Origin of the sequence: Thioalkalivibrio sp. ALE23 (assembly GCF_000378545.1) — a bacterium.
GTDB lineage: Bacteria > Pseudomonadota > Gammaproteobacteria > Ectothiorhodospirales > Ectothiorhodospiraceae > Thioalkalivibrio.
Genome location: NZ_KB900031.1, coordinates 695,081 through 716,454, shown reverse-complemented (window position 1 = coordinate 716,454; position 21,374 = coordinate 695,081). Strand labels below are relative to the sequence as shown.

The window sequence follows — 21,374 nt, the reverse complement described above, 5'->3', positions numbered from 1 at the left end:
GTCATCCGCCGAATCGCCTGCGGCGCGCCCTGTGCGCCGCTTTCAGCCACGCTTGAAGGAAAGAGTCCCGAGTCCATGACCCAGGAAACCCTCTCCGACTGGGTACGCAAGCTGCGCGCCCGAGAGATCAGCTCGCGCGAGCTCACCCGCCTGTACCTGGACCGCATCGAGCGTCTGGATGCGGATCTCAACAGCTTCGTCACCGTGACCGCCGATTCCGCGCTGGAGCAGGCGGACGCCGCCGATGCGCGTCTGGCGAAAGGCGAGGAGGCTCCGCTGCTGGGCGTGCCGGTGGCGCAGAAGGACATCTTCTGCACCCGCGGCGTGCGCACCGCCTGTGGCTCGCGCATGCTGGACCCGTTCGTCTCGCCCTACGACGCCACGGTGGTCGAGCGCATGCACGCCGCCGGCGCGGTGATGCTGGGCAAGACCAACATGGACGAGTTCGCCATGGGTTCGTCCAACGAAACCAGTTTCTACGGTCCGGTGCACAACCCCTGGGACACCGCGCGGGTCCCGGGCGGCTCCTCGGGCGGTTCCGCGGCCGCGGTGGGCGCGCGTCTGGTGCCCGGCGCGACCGGTACCGACACCGGCGGTTCCATCCGCCAGCCGGCCGCGTTCTGCGGCATCACCGGGCTCAAGCCGACCTACGGCCGGGTCTCGCGCTACGGCATGATTGCCTTCGCCTCCAGCCTGGATCAGGGCGGGCCGATGGCGGCCTCGGCCGAGGACTGCGGGCACATGCTCAATGCCATGGCCGGGTTCGACGAGCGCGACTCGACCAGCCTCGAACGCCCGGCCGAGGACTTCACCGCAGCGCTGGACGCCGACCTCACCGGGCTGCGCATCGGTCTGCCGCAGGAGTTCTTCGGCGAAGGCCTGGATGACGGCATCCGCGCCGTACTGGACGAGGCGATCCGGGTGCTGCGCGAACGAGGCGCCGAGATCCGCGAGGTCAGCCTGCCCAACAGCCACCTGTCGGTGCCGGCCTACTACGTGGTGGCCCCGGCCGAGGCCTCGTCCAACCTGTCGCGCTTCGACGGCGTGCGCTACGGCTATCGCTGCGAGGATCCGCAGGACCTGCTGGACCTGTACACGCGTTCGCGCGGCGAGGGCTTCGGCGCGGAGGTGAAGCGGCGCATCATGGTGGGTACCCATGTGCTGTCCGCCGGCTACTACGACGCCTACTATCTCAAGGCGCAGAAGGTCCGCCGGGTGATCGCCGACGACTTCCGCCGGGTGTTCGCCGACGTCGATCTGCTGCTGGGCCCGACCACGCCGGAACTGCCGTTCGAGCTGGGGGCCAAGAGCGCCGACCCGGTCAAGATGTACCTCTCGGATATCTACACCATCGCCGCCAATCTGGCGGGGCTGCCGGCGATGTCGCTGCCGGCGGGCGAGGTGCAGGGGCTGCCGGTCGGGCTGCAGCTGATCGGCAACTATTTCGACGAGGCGCGCATGATCGGCGTCGCACACCAGTTTCAGCAGGAGACCGACTGGCACGCCCGCGTGCCGTCGGCCTTTGCCTGAGGGGTCGCAGCATGGAATGGGAAACCGTCATCGGGCTGGAGATTCACGCCCAGCTCAATACCGTCTCCAAGATCTTTTCCGGGGCGCCCACCGCCTACGGCGCCGAGCCCAACCGTCAGGCCTGCCCGGTGGACCTGGGCATGCCCGGCGTGCTGCCGGTGCTCAACCGCGGGGTGGTCGAGCGCGCGGTGATGCTGGGCCTGGCGATCGACGCCGAGGTGGCCGGCCGCTCGGTCTTTGCACGAAAGAACTACTTCTACCCGGACCTGCCCAAGGGCTACCAGATCTCGCAGTTCGAGCTGCCGATCGTAGCCAGCGGGCATCTGGACATCGAGCTGGAGGACGGCACCACCAAGCGCGTCGGCGTGACCCGTGCGCACCTCGAGGAAGACGCCGGCAAGAGCCTGCACGAAGGCTTCGAGGCGATGACCGGCATCGATCTCAACCGCGCCGGCACCCCGCTGGTGGAGATCGTCTCCGAGCCGGACCTGCGTTCGGCGAAGGAGGCGGTCGCCTACATGAAGAAGCTGCACTCGCTGGTGCGCTACCTCGACATCTGTGACGGCAACATGCAGGAGGGCAGTTTCCGCTGCGACGCCAACGTCTCCGTTCGCCCGAAGGGGCAGGCGGAGTTCGGTACCCGCGCGGAGCTGAAGAACCTCAACTCCTTCCGCTTCGTCGAGCGTGCGATCAACTTCGAGATCGAACGCCAGATCGACGTGATCGAGGGTGGCGGCCGCGTGGTGCAGGAGACCCGGCTGTACGATCCGGACCGCGACGAGACGCGTTCGATGCGGACCAAGGAAGAGGCCAACGACTACCGCTACTTCCCCGATCCGGACCTGCTGCCGGTGGAGGTCGATCAGGGCTTCATCGAGGAGATCCGCGGTCGCCTGCCGGAGCTGCCCGACGCCAAGCGCGAGCGTTTCGTGCGCGAGTACGAACTGCCGGAATACGATGCCGGCGTGCTCACCGCGACCCGCGAGATGGGGGATTTCTACGAAGCGGTGGTGCGGGGCTGCAATGCGCCCAAGCTGGCCGCCAACTGGGTGATGGGCGAGTTCTCCGCCGCGCTCAACCGCTCCGAGGTGGAGCTCGCCGAGGCCCCGGTGGATGCCGGGGCGCTGGCCGGGCTGCTGGCGCGCATCCAGGACGAGACCATCTCCGGCAAGATCGCCAAGGAGGTGTTCGAGGCGATGTGGAACGGCGAGGGCGATGCCGACAGCGTGATCGAGGCCAAGGGGCTCAAGCAGATCACCGACACCGGCGCGATCGACGCCATCATCGACGAGGTGATCGCGAACAATCCCAAGCAGCTCGAGCAGTACAAGGGCGGCAAGGACAAGCTGTTCGGCTTCTTCGTCGGCCAGGTGATGAAGGCCACCCAGGGCAAGGCCAACCCCGCCCAGGTCAACGAGCGGCTGAAGGAACGCCTGGATCAGGCATGAGTGAGGCGGGCATGGGCGCGGCATCCGCGCGCGAAGCCGATACCCTGCACCGCTTCATGCTGGAAAACACCGGGGTGCGCGGCGAATGGGTGCACCTCGACCGGGCATGGCAGGCGGTGCTGGAGCGCCACCCCTACCCGCCGGTGGTGCGCGACCTGCTGGGACAGGCCTGTGCCGCGGTCACCCTGGTCGCCGCCACGCTCAAGTTCAAGGGCTCCCTGATCCTGCAAGTCACGGGTTCCGGGCCGCTGCACATGCTGGTGGCACAGGCCGACGGGCAGGGCCATCTGCGCGGCGTGGCCCGTTATCACGAGACCCCGCCGGAGGACGGCACGCTGGACGCGATCCTGGGCGAGGACGCGCGGGTGATGATGACCCTGGACCCCGGGGACGGCGGCGAGCGCTATCAGGGCGTGGTGGAGCTGCGCGGGCAGACCCTGGCCGACGCCCTGGACGGGTATTTCGAACAGTCCGAGCAGCTCCCCACGCGGGTCTGGCTGGCCGCCGACGGCCAGCGCGCCGCGGGCATGCTGCTGCAGGGGCTGCCGGATGACAGCGGGCAGCCGCTGTCGCGCGACAGCGAGGACTGGAACCGCGCGACCACCCTGGCCGAAACCACCACGGCGGCCGAACTGCTGCAGCTGGACGCCGGCTCGCTGCTGGGCCGGCTGTTCGCCGAGGAACGCGTGCGCCTGTTCGACGGCTCCACGGTGGAATTCCACTGCCACTGTTCGCGTGAGCGCGTGGCCACCACCCTGCAGAGCCTCGGGGTGGACGAGATCCGCTCGATCCTGGCCGAACAGGACCGCATCGAAGTCACCTGCGAGTTCTGCAACGCGCAGTACGTGTTCGATGCGGTGGATGCCGAGGCCCTGTGCCGCCCCGACAGCGCGCGGCCGCCGGGGTCCGATACCTCGCAATAGGGCCGCATCGGCCAGGGGGCTGGCCTCCTACGGGGGATCTCCGCAGACCGGGTAAATCCCTGTGGGAGGCCGGCCCTCCGGCCGATCGGGCGTCCGGGCTGTCTCCGGCGCCGAATCGGCCAGGGGCTGGCCTCCTACGGGGGATCTCCGCAGACCGGGCAGGCCGGGTCGCGCTGCAGGCCGATCTCGCGGAACTGCATGTGCAGGCCGTCGATCAGCAGCAGGCGGCCCGCCAGGGTCGGCAGGCCGGCCAGCAGCTTGAGGGCCTCGGTCGCCTGCAGGCTCCCGACCACTCCCGGCAGGCTCGCCAGCACCCCGCTGGTCGCGCAGGTGTCCTCGTCCGCCCCTTCGTCGCCGTACAGGCAGTGGTAGCAGGCCGCCTGCGGGTCGCGGAAATCGAAGGTGGTGAGCTGGCCCTCGAAGCGGATCACCGCGCCGGAGACCAGCGGCGTGCCGGCGGCCACCGCCGCGCGGTTGATCGCGCCACGCGCGGCGAAATGGTCGGTGCCGTCCAGCACCACGTCGGCCCCGGCGAACAGCGCGCGCATCGCGTCGGCGTTCAGCCGTTCGGCCCGGGTCTCCACCTGGCAGGCGCTGTTCAACGCCGCGAGGCGCCGCGCACCGGAGGCGACCTTGTCCGCGCCCACGTCGGCCTCGCCGTGCAGGATCTGGCGCTGCAGGTTGCTGGTCTCGACGTGATCCGGGTCCACCAGGGTCAGCCGGCCGACCCCGGCCGCCGCCAGGTAGGCCGCTACCGGCGAACCCAGCCCGCCCACGCCCATCACCACCGCATGCGCCCGGCGCAGGCTTTCCTGGCCCTCGACCCCGATACCGGGCAGCATGATCTGGCGTGCGTAGCGCAGGAGCTCGTCGTCATTCATGGGTGGATTGTAACTCCGTCACATGGCCGCGCGGACCGCGTGCCGGAACTGCGGCGGACTTCACGCAACGCGGCAGGCGGTTCAAGGGGGGTTCAGTCGGGAGAGCTAGTCTGGTTCCCGGCAATCCGGCCAGAAGAGAAAGGGAAGGAGGCGTCCCATGAACCCCGAACAAAAATCCATCCTGCAGCGTCTGACCGCCGTGGTCGTGCCCGCCGCACTGCTCGCCTTTGTGGTCGTGGCACCGGCCCAGGCCGCGACACCGGTCAAGGGGGCATCCGGCGGGGCCACGCTGCAGTTCTCGGTCGAGGGCCTGCAGGAGGTCCGCCATGATCGGCGCTCGGGCAAACGCGGTTACAAGCACAAGCGCGGGCATCCCGGGAGTCGTGGCCACAAGCACAAGCGCGGGCATCCGGGCGCGCGCGGTCACAAGCATTCCCGGCGCGGTCATTCGCGCGGGCGTGGACCCGGCCACCGCGGCGCGGAACGGCACTACCACCATCACTACTACGGTCGTTCGCACCGTTCGGGGCCGCGGGATCGTGGTGACCGGCGTCCCTCCGGCAGCATCCACCTCAAGCTGCCACTGCCGCTGCCGCGTCCGTGATGTGCCGTCGGGCCGCTCGCCGGTCCGGAGCATGGCACGCAGGGCCCCCGGTGCATGCGCCGGGGGCCTCGGCATGTCTGTCAGTCAGCGCCGGGCCCGCAGGCGGGCTCCGGTCACGCGGGGATGACCGGCGGTGTCCGGCCAGGTCGTGATGTCCGTCCACGGCCCGATCTCCAGTCGTGCCCGTACCGCCCGCTCCTGGTCGAATCCGTGTTCCAGCAGCAGCCAGCCGTCGTCCGTCAGGTGATCGGGTGCGGTGGCGATCAGTTCATGCAGGTCCGCCAGACCTGCTTGTGCGGCGACCAGCGCACCGCGTGGTTCGAAACGCAGGTCGCCGCGTTGCAGATGCGGGTCGTCGGGGGCGATGTACGGCGGATTGGAGACGATCAGGTCGAAGCGCGCGGAGGCTGCCAGCGGTTGCAGCCAGGCCCCGGCGAAGAAGCGGATGTCCAGATCCAGTTCGCGGGCGTTGGCGCGGGCGCGGGTCAGGGCGTCGAGGCTCGTGTCGCTGGCGAAGCCGTCGACCCCGGGCCGTTCGGCCTTGAGCGCAAGGATGATGGCCCCGGAGCCGGTGCCCGCGTCCAGCACCCGGGGGTGTTTTTCCGAAGCCGCGTCGATGGCCCCCAGCGCGGCCTCGACCAGCACCTCGGTCTCGGGGCGCGGGATCAGGCAGGCCGGGGAGACCCCCAGATCCAGGGTCCAGAAGCCGCGCCGGCCGAGGATGTGGGCGATCGGTTCGCCCTGCAGGCGGCGCCGGCACAACGCCTCGGCCGCGGCTGCCTGCGTGGGGCCGGGGGCATCGCCGCCGCGCGCGATGAGTTGCGCGGTGCTCAGGCCGGTGGCCATGCCGAGCAGCAGGCGTGCCTCCAGGCCGGCGGCCTCCACGCCGGCCTCCTGCAGCCGGTTGCGCAGGCTGGCCAGCAGGGCGTCCAGCGTGGCCGGGTGGTCCATCAGGCGTCGGCGAGGGAGGCGAGCTGTTCCGCCTGGTGCTCGTGGATCAGCGGGTCGATCACCGGGTCGAGGTCGCCGGCCATCACCTGCTCCAGCTTGTACAGCGTCAGATTAATGCGGTGGTCGGTGACCCGCCCCTGGGGGAAGTTGTAGGTGCGGATGCGTTCCGAGCGGTCGCCGCTGCCCACCAGACCCTTGCGCTCGGCGCTCTGGGCCTCGGCCTGCGCGGCGCGTTCGTCCTCGTACAGCCGCGCGGCGAGGAAGTTCATCGCGCGGGCGCGGTTCTTGTGCTGGGAGCGCTCTTCCTGGCATTCGACCACGATGCCGGTGGGCAGGTGGGTCAGGCGCACGGCGGAATCCGTCTTGTTCACGTGCTGGCCGCCGGCACCGGAGGAGCGGAAGGTGTCCACGCGCAGGTCGGCCGGGTTGATCTCCGGCATCTCGACCTCCTCCAGTTCCGGGAGGATCGCGACCGTGGCCGCCGAGGTGTGGATGCGGCCCTGGGATTCGGTCTCGGGGACGCGCTGCACGCGGTGGGCGCCGGATTCGAACTTCAGCCGCGAATAGGCCCCCTGGCCGGCGAGGCGGGCGATCACCTCGCGGTAGCCGCCGTGTTCGCCCTCGCTGGCCGACAGGATCTCCAGCTGCCAGTGGCGCTGTTCCGCGTAGCGGCTGTACATGCGCAGCAGATCGCCGGCGAACAGTGCGGCCTCGTCACCGCCGGTGCCGGCGCGGATCTCGAGGAACACGTTGGCGTCGTCGTGCGGATCCTTCGGGATCAGGTGGCGGTAGAGTTCGGCCTCCAGTTCCTCGTTGCGTGCACTGAGGGTCTCGATCTCGCCCTCGGCCATCGTGCGCAGTTCGGGGTCGTCGTCCTCCAGCATCGCGCGCGCTTCCTCCAGCGCGGCGCGGTTTTCGTTCCATGCCTTCCACGCCTCGGCCACCGGTTCCAGCTGGCTGTATTCCTGCGACAGCCGGCGCAGCTGCTCGGGGTCCTCGGCGGCATCGGGCGTGGCGAGCAGGCCGGCGATCTCGGCGTGGCGTTCGGCCAGGCCCTCCAGTTTGGCGCGAAAGGAATCCTTCACGCGTCGTCCCTGGTGTCGTCGGGTTCCGCGCCGTGGTCATGCCCCGGGGCATGACCGTGCTCAGGCCCTTGATCACGCCCGCGGTCATGTCCGGGGTCGTCCTCGCGTTCGGGCAGCTGGAACAGCTGATGCGCGGCCTCCAGCAGGCGGGCGTCGCCCTCGTGGGCCGCAGTGTTGAGACTCTTGCAGGGGTGGTGCATCAGCTTGTTGGTGAGGGTGTGCGCCAGCCAGGGCAGGACCTCGTCGGGCGAGCGCCCGGCGCGGATCATCGCCAGGCCGCGCTCCACGGTCTCGTCCTTCACCGTCTCCGCGCGTTCGCGCAGCTGACGGATGCTGTCGATGGAGTCGCGCGCGCGCAGCCAGCGCATGAACTCGCCGGCGCGCTGGTTGATGATCTCCTCGGCCTGTTCCGCGGCGGCCTGACGCGAGGCCATGTTGTCGTCGATCACTTCCTGGAGGTCGTCCACCGTGTACAGGTAGATGTCCTCCAGCTGGCCGACTTCGGGTTCGATGTCCCTCGGGACCGCGATGTCGACCATGAACATCGGCTTGCGGCGGCGCTTGCGCAGCGCACGCTCCACTGCCCCCTTGCCGAGGATCGGTACCGGCGCGGCGGTGGAGGAGATCACGATGTCGGCCTCCGGCAGGCGTTCGCCCAGATGGTCCAGGCCGATGGGCTCGCCGTCGAAGCGTTCGGCCACGCTGCGCGCGCGTTCCTCGGTCCGGTTGGCCACGATCACCCGGCCGATACCGAGGCCCCGCAGGTGCTGCAGGGCCAGTTCGATGGTCTCGCCGGCGCCCACCACCATCGCGGTCAGTGGCTTGAGGTCGCCGAAGATCTGCCGCCCCAGGGACACCGCGGCGAAGGCCACCGAGACCGCGCTCTGGCCGATCGCGGTCTCGGTGCGCACGTCCTTGGCGGTGGCGAAGGCGTGCTGGAACAGCCGCTCCAGCGACAGTCCGAGGGTGCCGGCGTCATGGGCGTACTGGTAGGCGGTCTTCATCTGGCCGAGGATCTGCGGTTCGCCCAGCACCATCGAATCCAGACCACTGGCGACCCGCAGGGTATGGCGTACCGCCGAGCCGTCGTGGTGCAGGTAGAGATAGGGCCGCAGTTCGGCGCGGTCGATCCCGTGGTAGCCGCCCAGCCAGTCCACCACTCGGTGTTCGCTGTCTTCCCCGCTCTCGCGGAAATAGACCTCGGTGCGGTTGCAGGTGGAGAGGATCGCACTCTCCGGCAGCCGCACGCCGGAGCGCAGCGAATGCAGCGCATCGTCCAGTTCGTGCTGGCTGACCGACAGCCGCTCGCGGATCTCGACCGGCGCCGTCTTGTGATTGATTCCGAGTGCGAAGAGCATAACCTGCGTATTGTGCCGCAAAACGTCCCCTGCGGGTCAGTAGTGTACGCGGTGAAAGGGTTCGGTACAGTGCGCAGGAATCCGGATGCCGGGCCCGAAGGAACCTGGCGCGGCCCGGTGCCGTCTCACTGAAAGCTGACATGCATGGAAAGCCTTTATGACCCGAACCCTGCTGGCCGCGGCCGTTGTCCTCCTTGTCAGCGGCTGTGCGCACCATTCGCTCGGTGCCGGCGAGCCGCTGGAAACCGACGCCCCGGAGATCGTGACCCTGCCCGAGAGCGGATTGCAGGAGGATCCGGAGGCGGCGCTGATGTTCAGCGTGCTTGCCGGCGAGATCGCCGTGCGTTCCGGGCAGACCGCCGATGCGGCGGCCTTCTACGGTGCGGCGGCGGCGCTGAGCCACGACCCGGAGATCGCCGAGCGGGCCACCCGCATTGCCCTGTTCGCGCGGGATCGTGAGCAGGCCCTGCGTTCCGGGGAGCGCTGGCTGGCCCTGTCGCCCGAACACATGGAGGCGGTACAGATCGTTGCGCTGCTGCGCATCGACGCCGGGCAGGTCGAGGCCGCCGCGCAGCTGCTGGATGAATTGATGCAGCGGCGCGCGCGGGAAGGTGCCAGTCCCTATTCATCGCTGGCCTCGCTGATGGTGCAGGCCGACAACCGGGACCACGCGCTGGAGACCCTGGACCACCTCGCCACGCGGCGGGCAGGGGATCGCGACACCTGGCGAGTGTATGCCGAACTTGCGCTGCGGTTCGACGCGACCGGGGCGGCCCTGCAGGCCACCGAGCGGGGTCTCGAGCAGCATCCCGACGCCATCAGCCTGTACCTGTTGCGGGCACAGGCCCTGGAGCGAGACGAACGCGGGGACGAGGCCCTGGCCCTGATGCGCGAGGCCGTCGCCGCCCACCCGGACAGTCGCGACGCCCGCATCGGTTACGCCCATGCGCTGACCGACCATGCCGACGACGACCGGGGCCCGGAGGAGATCGCGCGGCTGGCAGAGCTGGCCCCCGACGACCACGAGGCCCGCCTGACGCTGGCCCTGCTGAGCCTCGAGAGCGGCTGGAACGAGGCCGCGCGCGAGCAGCTGGAGGCCCTGGATGCCCGCGGCATGCGCGAGAACGAGGTGGCCTATTATCTGGGCCGTCTGCACGAACTGGAGGGGGATGCGGACCGGGCCAGGACATTCTTCGAGCGGGTCGGCGAGGGCGAGTTTCGCGCGGATGCGCGGCTGCGCCTGGCGGCCCTGACTCTGCGCGAAAACGGTGCCGGGGCGGCGCGCGCTGCGTTCGACGAACTGCAGACGCACGACGACGCCGACGTGGCGCGCGAGGCCTGGGTCGTGGAGGTCAACACCCTGCGCGAGGAAGAGGCCTACGAACGTGCGCTGGAACGCGCCAATGCGGCCCTGGATGCCTTCCCGGAGGAGAGCGACCTGCTGTATCTGCGCGGGCTGATCCACGAGCGCCTGGACCGGGTGGACGCGGCGCTGCAGGACTTCCGCACGATCCTTGACAACGAACCGGACGATGCCACGGCGATGAACGCGCTCGGGTACACCCTGGCCGACCGGACCGACCGCTACGAGGAGGCCTACGAGCTGATCACGCAGGCCCTCGAGCAGCGTCCCGATGACGCAGCCGTGGTCGACAGCTACGGCTGGGTGCTCTACAGGCTCGGGCGGCTGGACGAGGCCGAGGAACAGTTGCGGCGGGCCTGGAGCATGATGGAGGACGGCGAGATCGCCAGTAATCTGGCCGTCGTGTTGTGGGAGCAGGGCGAGCGCGACGAGGCGCGCGATCTGCTCGAGAAGGCGCTGGAGCGCGAACCCGGACACGAGCGGCTGCAGCGGGTCCGGCGCGAGCTGCTCGAATGAGTCGAATGAGGGGGTCGGGTGTGCGCGCGGCACTCGCGCTGATGACCGTAATGCTGCTCGCCGGGTGTGCCGCCCTGCCCGAGGTGGACCGGGGCGACGCCGCGCAAAGGGCCTTCGAGGAGCGCAGCGAGAGGCTCGCCGCCATCGAAACCTGGCGCCTGGTGGCCCGCCTGGGGCTGGATACCGAGCGTGAATACTGGTCCGCACAGCTCAACTGGCGGGTGCAGGGGGGTACGCATATCCTCGATCTGTCCGGTCCGATGGGACGGGGTGGCGGTCGATTGACCCTCGCCGAGGGGCAGCCGGCGCGGCTGGTGACGCGCGACGGCCAGCATCACAGCGCGCGCGATCCGGATGTCCTGGCGCAGCGTCTCACCGGCGATGCGATTCCGGTGTCGGGGATGGTCTACTGGGTACGCGGGCTCCCGGACCCGGCGCATGCCTACGAGCGCGAAGTGGATGCCGAAGGGCGTCCGATCCGCATCCGTCAGGCCGGCTGGGAAATCGAATACGGCGAGTACGAGGAATTCGACGGCGAGTCCCTGCCGGTGCGCATGGAGCTGCAGCGCGATGCGCTCACGCTGCGCGCCGTGATCCGCCAGTGGCAGATGGGAGACGGATCCGCCTGATGGACAAGCTCTTTGCGCAGATCTTCCCCGCGCCCGCGAAGATCAACCGCTTCCTGCACATCACCGGTCGGCGCACGGACGGCTACCACGAGCTGCAGACCGTGTTCCAGTTCATCGATCTGGAGGATCGGCTGCGCTTCGAGCCGCGCCCCGGCGGGGAGGTGGCGATGGCCTCCGCGGATGCGGTGGACGGGTCGGAAAACCTCTGCGTGCGCGCCGCCCGCATGGCCTTTGCGGCCGCCGGCCGGCACGAGGGGGTGACGATCCACCTCGACAAGCGCCTTCCGGTCGGTGGCGGGGTGGGCGGAGGCAGCTCCGACGCCGCCACCACCCTGGTTGCGCTGAATCATCTGTTCGAGCTTGGCCTGGACGAATCAACGCTGGCCGACCTCGGCCTGCGTCTCGGCGCGGATGTGCCGGTCTTCGTGCGCGGCCTTGCCGCATGGGCCGAAGGCGTGGGCGAAACCCTGGTCCCGGTGCGGCCCGACTGCCCCTGGGCGCTGCTGATCGACCCCGGTGTCCCGGTCGCCACCGGAACCATGTTCGGATCAGGAGAATTGACACGCGACTGTCCCACCGAGAGAATTTCGCACGCGGTCGACGGCGCGGCATTTGGAAACGTCTTCGAACCGGTGGTCCGGACGCGCTATCCGGACATCGCCCGGGCGCTGGACTGGCTGGGCTCGCAGACCGACCGGGCCCGCCTGAGCGGAACCGGCGGTTGCGTGTTCGGACTGTTTCGCGACCGCGCCGAGGCCGAGAGGGCACGCGAGGAGCAGCCGCTGCCCTGGAGCAGCCGGGTCACCCGGCTGCGCAACGAGTCGCCCCTGCGGGCGTGGTTGCCCGAGTCGGGCCGCCATTCTACTGGGCCGTAGCCAAGCGGTAAGGCAACGGGTTTTGATCCCGTCATGCGCAGGTTCGAATCCTGCCGGCCCAGCCATACAATCGCCCCGCGCCGAAGGCGAGGGGCCATATTCCCGAACCCCGGCCCCGGCCGGGGTTCCTTACTGGAGACCGCGCCATCCGGGCGCGGTTCCGCACCACCCAGACCGGGACAAGTCGTGGTCGACAAGAGTCGCATGATGATCTTCGCGGGGAACGCCAACCCGCGACTGGCACAGGGCGTTGCCGAGCACCTCGGCCTGCCGATGGGGAAGGTGACCGTCGGCCGGTTCAGTGACGGCGAGGTCCAGGTCGAGATCCTGGAAAACGTGCGCGGACGCGACGTCTTCCTGATTCAGCCCACCGGGCAGCCCACCAACGAGAACCTCATGGAGCTCGTGATCATGGTGGATGCCCTGCGCCGCGCTTCGGCCGGCCGCATTACCACGGTGATCCCGTATTTCGGCTATGCCCGGCAGGACCGCCGGGTGCGCTCGGCGCGGGTGCCGATCTCGGCCAAGGTCGTGGCCAACATGATCGAGGCGGTGGGCGCCGATCGCGTGCTGACGATCGACGTTCATGCCGATCAGGTCCAGGGTTTTTTCAACGTTCCGGTGGACAACATCTATGCCTCGCCGGTGCTGCTGGGCGATGTCTGGCGGCACGTCTCCGGCGACCTGACGGTGGTCTCGCCGGACGTCGGCGGGGTGGTGCGCGCCCGCGCCATCGCCAAGCGGCTGGACGATGCCGACCTGGCCATCATCGACAAGCGCCGTCCGCGCGCCAACGAATCCGAAGTGATGCACATCATCGGGGACGTGCGCGGCAAGTCCTGCATCATCATCGACGACCTGGTGGATACGGCCGGCACGCTGTGTCAGGCAGCGAAGGCGCTGAAGCAGCATGGCGCCTCCTCGGTCAGCGCCTATGCCACGCACCCCGTGCTTTCCGGCGCGGCGATTGATAACATAAACGGTTCGGCGCTGGACGAGCTGGTGGTGACCGACACCCTGGCCCTCCAGCCCAACGCGCAGGCCTGTCCGAAGATCCGGCAGCTTTCGGTCGCGGAGATGCTCGCGGAGACCATCCGCCGCATCAACCGCGAGGAGTCCGTGAGCTCGCTGTTCGTGGACTGAGCCCGGGCCGGCGGAACCCGGCCTGCGTCGCCGGCGGTCGCCGGCTGCCCCGAATCCGGGAGGAAGGGCCTCCCGCTTTACGCCTCACCTGGTCGCGGGTGGGGCGCGTTCATTCTGGAGAACGTCATCATGAGCATGAGTTTTACCCTTGAAGCCGAAAAGCGTGACGAACAGGGTTCGAGTGCGAGCCGCCGCCTGCGTCGCGCCGGCAAGCTGCCCGCCATCCTGTATGGCGGCGAAGATCCTGCCGTGCCGATCACGCTGGATCACAACGCGATGGTTCACAACCTGAAGGAAGACGCGTTCTATTCGCACATCCTGACGGTCAAGCTGGGCGGCCAGTCGCAGAAGGCCATCCTGCGGGACGTGCAGCGCCATCCGTTCAAGCCCACCATCTACCACGTGGACCTGCTGCGCGTGAGCGCCAACCAGCCGATCCGCGTGAACGTGCCCATCCACTTCCTCAACGAGGAGACCTGCAAGGGCGTGAAGCCCGGCGGCGGCATGATCAACCGTCAGGTCAACGAGATCGAGGTCGAGTGCCTGCCGGACGATCTGCCGGAGTCGATCGACATCGACATGACCGACGTCGACGTGGGCGAGACGCTGCACCTGTCCGAGCTGAAGGGCAATCTGCCGCAGGGTGTCGAGATGGTCGCGCTGATGCAGGGCGACGAATACGACTACGCGGTCGTGACCGTGCAGCTGCCGCGTTCCGCCAAGGGTGGCGGTGGTGGTGGCGCGGCTGCCGCCGAGGGCGCCGAAGGCGAGGAAGGTGGTGACGAGGCCGCGGGCGAGGAAGCCGGCGGCGAGGAAGACAACGGCTGAACGCCGCGGTCACGACCTCCCGCATGACCAGCCGACCTGCGCCGATTCGCCTGGTGGTCGGGCTGGGCAACCCGGGCCCGCGTTACGCCGAAACCCGGCATAACGCGGGCTTCTGGTTTGTGGATGCCCTGGCCCGTGATCATGGTGCCCGTTTCCGTCCGGAGAACCGCTTCGATGGCGAGGCCGCCCGGCTGACCCTCCCCGAAGGTGATGCCTGGTTGCTCAAGCCAATGTCCTTCATGAACAAGAGCGGCCTGCCGGTGCGCAAATGCGCCGATTTCTATCGCATCGCTCCGGAGGAGATCCTGGTCGTCCACGACGAGCTGGATCTCGAGCCCGGCGTGGTCCGCCTGAAGCATGGCGGAGGGCATGGCGGGCACAACGGTCTGCGCGACCTGCACCGGCACCTGGGCGGCCCCGCCTACTGCCGTCTGCGCGTCGGTATCGGTCATCCCGGCGAACGCGACCAGGTGGTCCCGTTCGTGCTGGATCGTCCCGATCGCGATGCGGCTCGGGCGATCGGCGAGGCACTGGACCACGCGGCGCGCGAGATCCCGGCGCTGCTGGCCGGGCGCTGGGACGAGGCCGTGCGCCATCTGCACGGTCGCGGTTCCGGCTGAGTCCGCACCGAGCCCGCACCGAGTTACATCCGAGGAAATCCCATGAGTCTGAAATGCGGCATCGTCGGCCTGCCCAACGTCGGCAAGTCGACCCTGTTCAACGCCCTGACGCGCGCGGAGATCGCCGCGGAGAACTACCCCTTCTGCACCATCGACCCCAACGTTGGCGTGGTGGAGGTGCCGGATCCGCGGCTGGAGAAACTGGCAGCGCTGGTGTCGCCGGAGCGGGTCCTCCCGACGACCGTGGAGTTCGTCGACATTGCGGGGCTGGTGTCCGGGGCGGCTCAGGGCGAGGGGCTGGGCAATCAGTTCCTCGCGCATATTCGCGAGACCGATGCCATCGCACAGGTGGTGCGCTGCTTCGAGGACGATGACATCGTTCACGTATCCGGGCGCGTGGATCCGCTGGCGGACATCGAGACCATCAGCACCGAGTTGATGCTGGCGGACCTGGAGACCGTCAACAAGGCCCTCACGCGCCTGACTCGGGCCGCCAAGTCCCAGGACAAGGAAGCCATCGCCCGGCTGCAGGCCGCGGAGAAGGTCGCCGAGGGGCTGGGCGAGGGCATCCCGGTGCGTGCCCAGGCGCTGGAGCCGGAGGAGCTCGAGCTGCTGCGCGATCTGCACCTGCTGACCATCAAACCGCTGATGTATATCGCCAACGTGAATGAAGCGGGGCTGGCCGAGGACAACGAGCAGGTGCGCGCGGTGCGCGAGAAGGCCGCCGAGGAGGGGGCGCAGGTGGTCAGCGTGTGCGCTGCCATCGAGGCCGAGATCGCGGTGCTGGAACCTGACGAGCGCGCCGAGTTCCTGGCCGATCTGGGTCTCGAGGAACCCGGTCTCGACCGCGTGATCCGCACCGCCTACGAGCTGCTGGACCTGCAGACCTTCTTCACTGCCGGGGAGAAGGAGGTGCGCGCCTGGACCGTGCGTCGGGGGTCCACCGCGCCGCAGGCCGCGGGCGTGATCCACACCGATTTCGAGAAGGGTTTCATCCGCGCCGAGGTGGTCGGTTACACCGACTATGTGGAGCACGGCGGCGAGCAGGGTGCCAAGGATGTCGGCAAGTGGCGGCTCGAAGGCAAGGAATACGTCATGCGCGAAGGGGACGTTGTACATTTTCGCTTCAATGTCTGAGTATAATACTCGGACTTTGTCGCGGGGGCGGCCCTGCTGCGCCCGGCACGTTTCCTTATCGCAATCACCCATCAGGCCCGTATCAGGAGTACAGCAATGGATGTAATGGACCGTATCCGCCAGCAGGTGGAAGAGAACCCGGTCGTGATCTTCATGAAGGGGAGCCCGCAGTTCCCGATGTGCGGCTTCTCGAGCCGCGCGGTGGAGGCGCTGAAGCGCTGCGAGCGCGAGTTCGGCTACGTCAACGTGATCGCCGATCAGGAGGTCATGCAGAATCTGCCGCGCTTCGCCGACTGGCCGACCTTCCCGCAGGTCTACATCGACGGCGAGCTCGTCGGCGGCTGCGACATCACCCTGGAGATGTTCGAAAGCGGCGAGCTGAAGAAGATGGTCGACGAGGCCCACGACAAGCACGCCCAGCGCAACGCCGGCTGAAGCGCCCGGCCCGCGGCGTGCCCGGCCCGTCATCGCGATCGCGGTGGCGGGCCTTTTTTGTGGTCAGCTGCCGGGCGGCAGCTCCTCGGGGTCGGGCAGCTGCAGCGCGGCCTGCGGCACGCCGATGTGGTCCTGCCAGTGGTTGGCGACCGCGCAGAACAGGTCGGCGGTCTTTTCGGCATCGAAGGCCGCGCTGTGAGCGGAATCGTTGTCCCACTCCAGCCCGGCGGCGCGCGCCGCGCGCGCGAGTACGGTCTGGCCGTAGGCCAGTGCGGCCAGCGAAACGGTGTCCAGGCTGCTGAACGGGTGGAAGGGGTTGCGCTTGATCCCGCAGCGGTCCGCCGCCTTGTGTACGAAGCCCAGGTCGAAATGGGCATTGTGTCCCACCAGGATCGCGCGCTTGCACAGGTTCAGCTTGACCTCGCGGCGCACCTCGCTGAACAGTCGGCCCATCGCCTGATCTTCCGGCCACGCCGCGCGCAGCGGATGGTAGGGGTCGATCCCGTTGACCTCCAGCGACTTCGGATCCATCTCCGAGCCTTCGAACGGACGCACGTGCAGACTGACGGTATGGGCGCGCTCCAGGCGATCCTGCTCGTTGCGGCGCAGGAAGACCGCGGCCACCTGCAGCAGGGCGTGGCGTTCGCAGTCGAACCCCCCGGTTTCCACATCGACGACCACGGGCAGGAAGCCGCGGAAGCGGTGGGCCATGGGGCGGTGCGACGGATCGAGCTGGGCGGGTGCGGCCATGCGGTTACCTTGGTTCGAATCGATTTCGGGAAGATCTTTGCGTATCCCGCCCGTTTTGCGGGAGATCGGCGCCATAGAACGCTTTCGCTTGACCTGTTGGCAACACAGTCGGGATACTTGCGCCTTTCTGTCCGCCCGGGCCGCGGCATGGTAGCAGAACCGCCCTGCGCCCGGTGGCACGGCCCCGCGCCCGCGAACCGTTTCCCAACCCGTTTTCAGGGGTAGACGCATGGACCTGAACGCCATCCCGAACGACATCGATCCGCAGGAAACCCAGGAGTGGATCGACGCCCTTGCCTCCGTGATGGAGGCCGACGGGCCCGAACGGGCGCACGCCCTGCTGGAGGCCCTGGTGGACAAGGCCCGGCGCAGCGGTGCCTATCTCCCGTACTCGGCCAACACCGCCTACGTGAACACCATCCCGCCGCACCTCGAGCCGGTATACCCCGGCGACGGCGCGCTGGAACACCGCATCCGCTCCTACATCCGCTGGAACGCGATGGCGATGGTGGTCAAGGCCAACCGGGTGTCGCCGGAACTGGGTGGTCACATCGCGTCCTTCGCCTCCGGGGCCACGCTCTACGACGTCGGCTTCAACCATTTCTGGCGCGCCCCGTCGCACGAGCACGGCGGTGATCTGGTGTTCGCTCAGGGGCACTCCTCGCCGGGGATCTACGCCCGTGCCTTCCTCGAAGGTCGCCTGACCGAGGAGCAGCTGGATCATTTCCGCCGCGAGGTGGACGGCAAGGGGCTGTCCTCCTACCCGCATCCCTGGCTGATGCCGGACTTCTGGCAGTTCCCGACGGTGTCCATGGGGCTCGGCCCGATCATGAGCATCTACCAGGCACGATTCATGCGCTACCTGCAGGATCGCGGGCTGGCGCAGACGGAGAACCGCCGTGTCTGGAGTTTCGTTGGCGACGGCGAGGTCGACGAGGCCGAGACCATGGGGGCGATCACCCTGGCCTCGCGCGAGAAGCTCGACAACCTGACCTGGGTGGTGAACTGCAATCTGCAGCGCCTGGACGGTCCGGTGCGCGGCAACGGCAAGATTGTGCAGGAGCTGGAGGCGATCTTCCGTGGCGCCGGCTGGAACGTCATCAAGGTCCTGTGGGGGCGCTACTGGGAGCCGCTGCTGGCCAAGGACACCGACGGCCTGCTGCAGAAACGCATGATGGAGGCGGTCGACGGCGACTACCAGAACTACAAGGCCAACGACGGGGCCTACGTGCGCGAGCACTTCTTCGGCAAGTATCCGGAGCTCAAGGCGATGGTCGCCAACATGTCCGACGAGGAGATCTGGCGCCTGAATCGCGGCGGTCACGACCCGGTCAAGGTCTACGCGGCCTACAAGGCGGCCATGGAGCATACCGGGCAGCCGACCGTGATCCTGGCGCACACCGTCAAGGGCTACGGCATGGGGTCGGCGGGCGAGGCCCAGAACCGCACCCACAGCCAGAAGAAGATGGACACGGAGGACATGAAGCACTTCCGTGACCGCTTCAACATCCCGCTGTCCGACGAGCAGGTGGAACGGGCCGAGTATCTCAAGCCGGATCCCGACTCCGAAGAGATGCAGTACATGCACGAGCGGCGCAAGGCGCTCGGCGGTTACCTGCCGCAGCGCCGGCACATGACCACGCCGCTGGAGGTCCCCGGACTGGACGCCTTTTCCGGGCTGCTGGAGGACTCCGGCGATCGCGAAATGTCCACCACCATGGCCTTCGTGCGCATGCTGCAGATCCTCGCGCGCGACAAGAAGATCGGGCGGCACGTGGTCCCGATCGTCCCGGACGAGGCGCGTACCTTCGGCATGGAAGGCCTGTTCCGCCAGCTGGGTATCTATTCCTCGGTCGGTCAGCTCTATGAGCCGCAGGACAAGGACCAGGTGATGTATTACAAGGAGGACAAGGGCGGCCAGATCCTGGAGGAAGGGATCAACGAGGCCGGCTCGATCTCCTCCTGGATCGCCGCCGCGACGTCCTACTCCACCCACGGCGTCGCGACCATCCCGTTCTACATCTTCTATTCGATGTTCGGGTTCCAGCGCATCGGCGATCTGATCTGGGCCGCCGGCGACCAGCGGGCGCGCGGTTTCCTGATCGGCGGCACCGCCGGCCGCACCACCCTGGCCGGCGAAGGGCTGCAGCACAACGACGGCCACAGCCACATGATGGCGGCCAACGTGCCCAACTGCATCGCCTACGATCCGACGTTCGCCTACGAGCTGGCGGTGATCGTGCAGGACGGCATGCGGCGCATGTTCCGCGAGCAGGAGAGCGTCTTCTACTACATCACGGCGATGAACGAGAACTACCATCAGCCGGCGATGCCGGAGGGCGCCGAAGAGGGCATCCGCCGTGGCCTGTATCGTTTTCAGGCCGGCGGACGCAAGAAAAAGAAGGTCCGCCTGCTGGGTTCCGGTACCATCCTGCGCGAGGCGATCGAGGCCGCGGCGCTGCTGGAGCAGGACTTCGGTGTGTCGGCCGAGGTCTGGAGCGCGACCAGTTTCACCGAGCTGGCGCGTGACGGTCGCGACTGCGAGCGCCACGCCCGGCTGCATCCGGACGCGAAGCCGCGTCGCAGCTGGGCCGAGCAGTGCCTGGGCGGTTCCGAGGCGCCGGTGGTCGCGGCCACCGACTACGTGTCGAACTTCGCCGATCAGATCCGTGCTTATGTGCCCGCCGACTATCGCGTGCTGGGCACCGACGGTTTCGGCCGTTCGGACCTGCGCTCCGCGCTGCGGCGCCACTTCGAAGTCGACCGCTACCACATCGCGGTGACCGCGCTGAAGGCCCTGGCCGATGCCGGGACCGTCGAGGCGAAGACCGTCCGCGAGGCGATCGACAAATACGAGATCGACACCGATCGTCCCAACCCCCTGCAGGCCTGAGGCCGGCGTCCCGAGGCAGGAGCAGACATGAGCGACACGATTACGGTTGAAGTCCCCGATATCGGTGACTTCAAGGACGTCGAGATCATCGAGGTACTGGTCAAGCCGGGTGACACCGTGGCGCCCGAGGACCCGCTGATCACCCTGGAGTCGGACAAGGCCTCCATCGAGATCCCGGCACCGCAGGGCGGTACCGTGCAGGGCATGAAGGTCAAGGCCGGGGACCGCGTCTCGCAGGGGGATGCGATCCTCGAACTGGCCCCCGCGGACGAGGCTGCCGCCAGTGGTGCCGCGGAAGCTCCGGCGGAGGCCGCCGCCGAGCCGGCCGCCTCCGCCGGAGGCGAAGAATCGGCACCCGCGGCAGCGGCCAGCGCGCCGGATACCGGGTCCGCGCCGGCCAGGGCATCGGCCGGCGACTCGGGTGGTACCGGCGGGCAGGGCGGCCAGGGTGGCCCGCGGCCATCGCCCACCGCCCATATCGAGAACGAGTCTGCGTTCCGTCGCGCCCATGCCTCGCCCGTGGTGCGCAAGTTCGCGCGCGAGCTGGGTGTGGACCTGTCCAAGGTCGAGGGGAGCGGTCGCAAGGGGCGCATCCTGCGCGAGGACGTGCAGGCCTTCGTCAAGCGCGCGCTCAGCCAGCCCGCCGGTTCCGGACTGGGGGTCGAACCCATGCCGGAGATCGACTTCTCCGAGTTCGGTCCGATCGAGACCCAGCCGCTGTCGAAGATCAACCGGCTCACCGGCCAGAACCTGCATCGCAACTGGGTTACCGTTCCGCACGTGACGCAGTTCGACGAGGCCGACATCACCGAGCTGGAGGACTTCCGCAAGTCGCTGAAGGCCGAATACGAGAAGCAGGGGATCAAGATCACTTTCCTGCCGTTCCTGATGAAGGCGGTGGTCTCCGCGCTCAAGGAATACCCGCGCTTCAATGCCTCGCTGGACGCGACCGGCGAGAACCTGGTGATCAAGCAGTACTACCACCTGGGCGTGGCCGTGGATACGCCGGATGGTCTGGTGGTTCCGGTCGTGCGTGACGTGGACCGCAAGAGTCTGGTGGATATCGCCTCCGAACTGATGGACCTGTCGAAGCGGGCGCGCGAGAAGAAACTCAAGCCCGCCGACATGCAGGGCGGCTGCCTGACCATCTCCAGCCTCGGCGGCATTGGCGGTACCCAGTTCACGCCCATCGTCAATGCCCCGGAGGTCGCCATCCTCGGGGTGTCGAAGGCTTCGATGCAGCCGGTCTGGAACGGCGAGGAATTCGAGCCGCGTCTGGTGCTGCCGATGGCCCTGTCCTACGACCACCGGGTGATCGACGGGGCCCTGGGCGCCCGCTTCACCACCACGCTGAGCGCGCTGCTGTCCGACATGCGGCGCATGCTGCTGTAATCACCGGAGCTTT

At 68.4% G+C, this 21,374-nt stretch carries 19 protein-coding genes and 1 tRNA gene; 15 read left to right on the top strand and 5 right to left on the bottom strand.

Annotated elements, in window-relative coordinates; all coding sequences use genetic code 11:
• The first annotated feature begins 75 nt into the window (after positions 1-75).
• The 3 genes from gatA to hslO are packed head-to-tail and all read left to right on the top strand — an operon-like array spanning position 76 to position 3,901.
• On the top strand, positions 76-1,530 hold the full coding sequence (gene gatA / locus F573_RS0103575; protein WP_018869800.1) for an Asp-tRNA(Asn)/Glu-tRNA(Gln) amidotransferase subunit GatA: 1,455 nt from the start codon (positions 76-78) through the stop codon (positions 1,528-1,530).
• An 11-nt stretch (positions 1,531-1,541) separates the two neighbouring features.
• Positions 1,542-2,978: an Asp-tRNA(Asn)/Glu-tRNA(Gln) amidotransferase subunit GatB gene (gene gatB / locus F573_RS0103570; RefSeq protein WP_019021486.1), complete on the top strand. Its 1,437-nt coding sequence runs from the start codon at positions 1,542-1,544 to the stop codon at positions 2,976-2,978.
• Positions 2,975-3,901 carry an Hsp33 family molecular chaperone HslO gene (gene hslO / locus F573_RS0103565; RefSeq protein ID WP_019021485.1) on the top strand — a complete coding sequence of 309 codons (927 nt, stop codon included), beginning with the start codon at positions 2,975-2,977 and terminating at the stop codon, positions 3,899-3,901. Before gatB ends, hslO begins: the two co-directional genes overlap by 4 nt.
• A 134-nt stretch (positions 3,902-4,035) precedes the next feature.
• Here hslO and F573_RS0103560 read toward each other — a convergent pair whose 3' ends face one another.
• Positions 4,036-4,782 carry a molybdopterin-synthase adenylyltransferase MoeB gene (locus tag F573_RS0103560; RefSeq protein WP_019021484.1) on the bottom strand — a complete coding sequence of 249 codons (747 nt, stop codon included), beginning with the start codon at positions 4,780-4,782 and terminating at the stop codon, positions 4,036-4,038.
• 157 nt (positions 4,783-4,939) lie between these two features.
• On the opposite strand from F573_RS0103560, the gene F573_RS0103555 reads away from it, so the two are divergent.
• The gene (locus tag F573_RS0103555; protein WP_019021483.1) at positions 4,940-5,386 is read left to right on the top strand and encodes a hypothetical protein; all 447 of its coding nucleotides are present in this window, start codon (positions 4,940-4,942) and stop codon (positions 5,384-5,386) included.
• An 84-nt stretch (positions 5,387-5,470) separates the two neighbouring features.
• Here the strand turns inward: F573_RS0103555 and prmC are convergent, their stop codons facing one another.
• The 3 genes from prmC to hemA are packed head-to-tail and all read right to left on the bottom strand — an operon-like array spanning position 5,471 to position 8,780.
• Positions 5,471-6,337: a peptide chain release factor N(5)-glutamine methyltransferase gene (gene prmC, locus F573_RS0103550; protein ID WP_019021482.1), complete on the bottom strand. Its 867-nt coding sequence runs from the start codon at positions 6,335-6,337 to the stop codon at positions 5,471-5,473.
• Entirely contained in the window at positions 6,337-7,422 is a 1,086-nt protein-coding gene (gene prfA / locus F573_RS0103545) for a peptide chain release factor 1 (protein ID WP_019021481.1), read from the bottom strand. Before prfA ends, prmC begins: the two co-directional genes overlap by 1 nt.
• Complete coding sequence (hemA, locus tag F573_RS0103540) at positions 7,419-8,780, bottom strand: glutamyl-tRNA reductase (protein WP_019021480.1); 1,362 nt, start codon at positions 8,778-8,780, stop codon at positions 7,419-7,421. The genes prfA and hemA overlap by 4 nt, the downstream gene beginning before the upstream one ends.
• A gap of 157 nt (positions 8,781-8,937) precedes the next feature.
• Between hemA and F573_RS0103535 the strand changes: the two genes are divergently transcribed.
• From F573_RS0103535 to grxD, 9 genes are all read left to right on the top strand, one after another.
• Complete coding sequence (locus F573_RS0103535) at positions 8,938-10,659, top strand: tetratricopeptide repeat protein (protein WP_019021479.1); 1,722 nt, start codon at positions 8,938-8,940, stop codon at positions 10,657-10,659.
• Between the two features lie 5 nt (positions 10,660-10,664).
• Positions 10,665-11,288, top strand: coding sequence for a lipoprotein insertase outer membrane protein LolB (lolB, locus tag F573_RS0103530; RefSeq protein ID WP_196800557.1), 624 nt, complete (start codon positions 10,665-10,667; stop codon positions 11,286-11,288).
• Positions 11,288-12,163, top strand: a complete 876-nt coding sequence (gene ispE / locus F573_RS14605) for a 4-(cytidine 5'-diphospho)-2-C-methyl-D-erythritol kinase (protein ID WP_026300785.1) — start codon at positions 11,288-11,290, stop codon at positions 12,161-12,163. The genes lolB and ispE overlap by 1 nt, the downstream gene beginning before the upstream one ends.
• Positions 12,154-12,228, top strand: a tRNA-Gln gene (locus F573_RS0103520). The genes ispE and F573_RS0103520 overlap by 10 nt, the downstream gene beginning before the upstream one ends.
• Positions 12,229-12,349: 121 nt before the next feature.
• A complete protein-coding gene (locus F573_RS0103515) occupies positions 12,350-13,306 on the top strand; it encodes a ribose-phosphate diphosphokinase (protein WP_018869810.1) in 957 nt (318 codons plus the stop codon).
• A gap of 129 nt (positions 13,307-13,435) precedes the next feature.
• Positions 13,436-14,134, top strand: a complete 699-nt coding sequence (locus F573_RS0103510) for a 50S ribosomal protein L25/general stress protein Ctc (protein ID WP_019021477.1) — start codon at positions 13,436-13,438, stop codon at positions 14,132-14,134.
• Between the two features lie 23 nt (positions 14,135-14,157).
• Positions 14,158-14,754, top strand: a complete 597-nt coding sequence (pth, locus tag F573_RS0103505) for an aminoacyl-tRNA hydrolase (RefSeq protein ID WP_019021476.1) — start codon at positions 14,158-14,160, stop codon at positions 14,752-14,754.
• Between the two features lie 42 nt (positions 14,755-14,796).
• The gene (ychF, locus tag F573_RS0103500) at positions 14,797-15,891 is read left to right on the top strand and encodes a redox-regulated ATPase YchF (RefSeq protein WP_019021475.1); all 1,095 of its coding nucleotides are present in this window, start codon (positions 14,797-14,799) and stop codon (positions 15,889-15,891) included.
• Positions 15,892-15,987: 96 nt separating this feature from the next.
• Positions 15,988-16,326 (top strand): Grx4 family monothiol glutaredoxin, encoded by a 339-nt coding sequence (gene grxD, locus F573_RS0103495; protein ID WP_018869814.1) that lies wholly within the window; start codon positions 15,988-15,990, stop codon positions 16,324-16,326.
• Between the two features lie 63 nt (positions 16,327-16,389).
• Here the strand turns inward: grxD and rnt are convergent, their stop codons facing one another.
• Positions 16,390-17,076, bottom strand: coding sequence for a ribonuclease T (gene rnt, locus F573_RS0103490; protein ID WP_018869815.1), 687 nt, complete (start codon positions 17,074-17,076; stop codon positions 16,390-16,392).
• Positions 17,077-17,305: 229 nt separating this feature from the next.
• Between rnt and aceE the strand changes: the two genes are divergently transcribed.
• Both aceE and aceF read left to right on the top strand, forming a co-directional pair.
• Positions 17,306-19,969 carry a pyruvate dehydrogenase (acetyl-transferring), homodimeric type gene (gene aceE / locus F573_RS0103485; protein WP_019021474.1) on the top strand — a complete coding sequence of 888 codons (2,664 nt, stop codon included), beginning with the start codon at positions 17,306-17,308 and terminating at the stop codon, positions 19,967-19,969.
• A 27-nt stretch (positions 19,970-19,996) separates the two neighbouring features.
• Complete coding sequence (gene aceF, locus F573_RS0103480) at positions 19,997-21,361, top strand: dihydrolipoyllysine-residue acetyltransferase (RefSeq protein WP_019021473.1); 1,365 nt, start codon at positions 19,997-19,999, stop codon at positions 21,359-21,361.
• Positions 21,362-21,374: the final 13 nt, after the last annotated feature.

What these genes read in the sequence shown, in the direction of transcription:
- gatA (WP_018869800.1), top strand. Translation starts at nt 76, where the DNA reads ATGACCCAGGAAACCCTCTCCGACTGGGTACGCAAGCTGCGCGCCCGA.
- gatB (WP_019021486.1), top strand. Translation starts at nt 1,542, where the DNA reads ATGGAATGGGAAACCGTCATCGGGCTGGAGATTCACGCCCAGCTCAAT.
- hslO (WP_019021485.1), top strand. Translation starts at nt 2,975, where the DNA reads ATGAGTGAGGCGGGCATGGGCGCGGCATCCGCGCGCGAAGCCGATACC.
- F573_RS0103560 (WP_019021484.1), bottom strand. Translation starts at nt 4,782, where the DNA reads ATGAATGACGACGAGCTCCTGCGCTACGCACGCCAGATCATGCTGCCC.
- F573_RS0103555 (WP_019021483.1), top strand. Translation starts at nt 4,940, where the DNA reads ATGAACCCCGAACAAAAATCCATCCTGCAGCGTCTGACCGCCGTGGTC.
- prmC (WP_019021482.1), bottom strand. Translation starts at nt 6,337, where the DNA reads ATGGACCACCCGGCCACGCTGGACGCCCTGCTGGCCAGCCTGCGCAAC.
- hemA (WP_019021480.1), bottom strand. Translation starts at nt 8,780, where the DNA reads ATGCTCTTCGCACTCGGAATCAATCACAAGACGGCGCCGGTCGAGATC.
- F573_RS0103535 (WP_019021479.1), top strand. Translation starts at nt 8,938, where the DNA reads ATGACCCGAACCCTGCTGGCCGCGGCCGTTGTCCTCCTTGTCAGCGGC.
- lolB (WP_196800557.1), top strand. Translation starts at nt 10,665, where the DNA reads ATGAGGGGGTCGGGTGTGCGCGCGGCACTCGCGCTGATGACCGTAATG.
- ispE (WP_026300785.1), top strand. Translation starts at nt 11,288, where the DNA reads ATGGACAAGCTCTTTGCGCAGATCTTCCCCGCGCCCGCGAAGATCAAC.
- F573_RS0103510 (WP_019021477.1), top strand. Translation starts at nt 13,436, where the DNA reads ATGAGCATGAGTTTTACCCTTGAAGCCGAAAAGCGTGACGAACAGGGT.
- pth (WP_019021476.1), top strand. Translation starts at nt 14,158, where the DNA reads ATGACCAGCCGACCTGCGCCGATTCGCCTGGTGGTCGGGCTGGGCAAC.
- ychF (WP_019021475.1), top strand. Translation starts at nt 14,797, where the DNA reads ATGAGTCTGAAATGCGGCATCGTCGGCCTGCCCAACGTCGGCAAGTCG.
- grxD (WP_018869814.1), top strand. Translation starts at nt 15,988, where the DNA reads ATGGATGTAATGGACCGTATCCGCCAGCAGGTGGAAGAGAACCCGGTC.
- rnt (WP_018869815.1), bottom strand. Translation starts at nt 17,076, where the DNA reads ATGGCCGCACCCGCCCAGCTCGATCCGTCGCACCGCCCCATGGCCCAC.
- aceE (WP_019021474.1), top strand. Translation starts at nt 17,306, where the DNA reads ATGGACCTGAACGCCATCCCGAACGACATCGATCCGCAGGAAACCCAG.
- aceF (WP_019021473.1), top strand. Translation starts at nt 19,997, where the DNA reads ATGAGCGACACGATTACGGTTGAAGTCCCCGATATCGGTGACTTCAAG.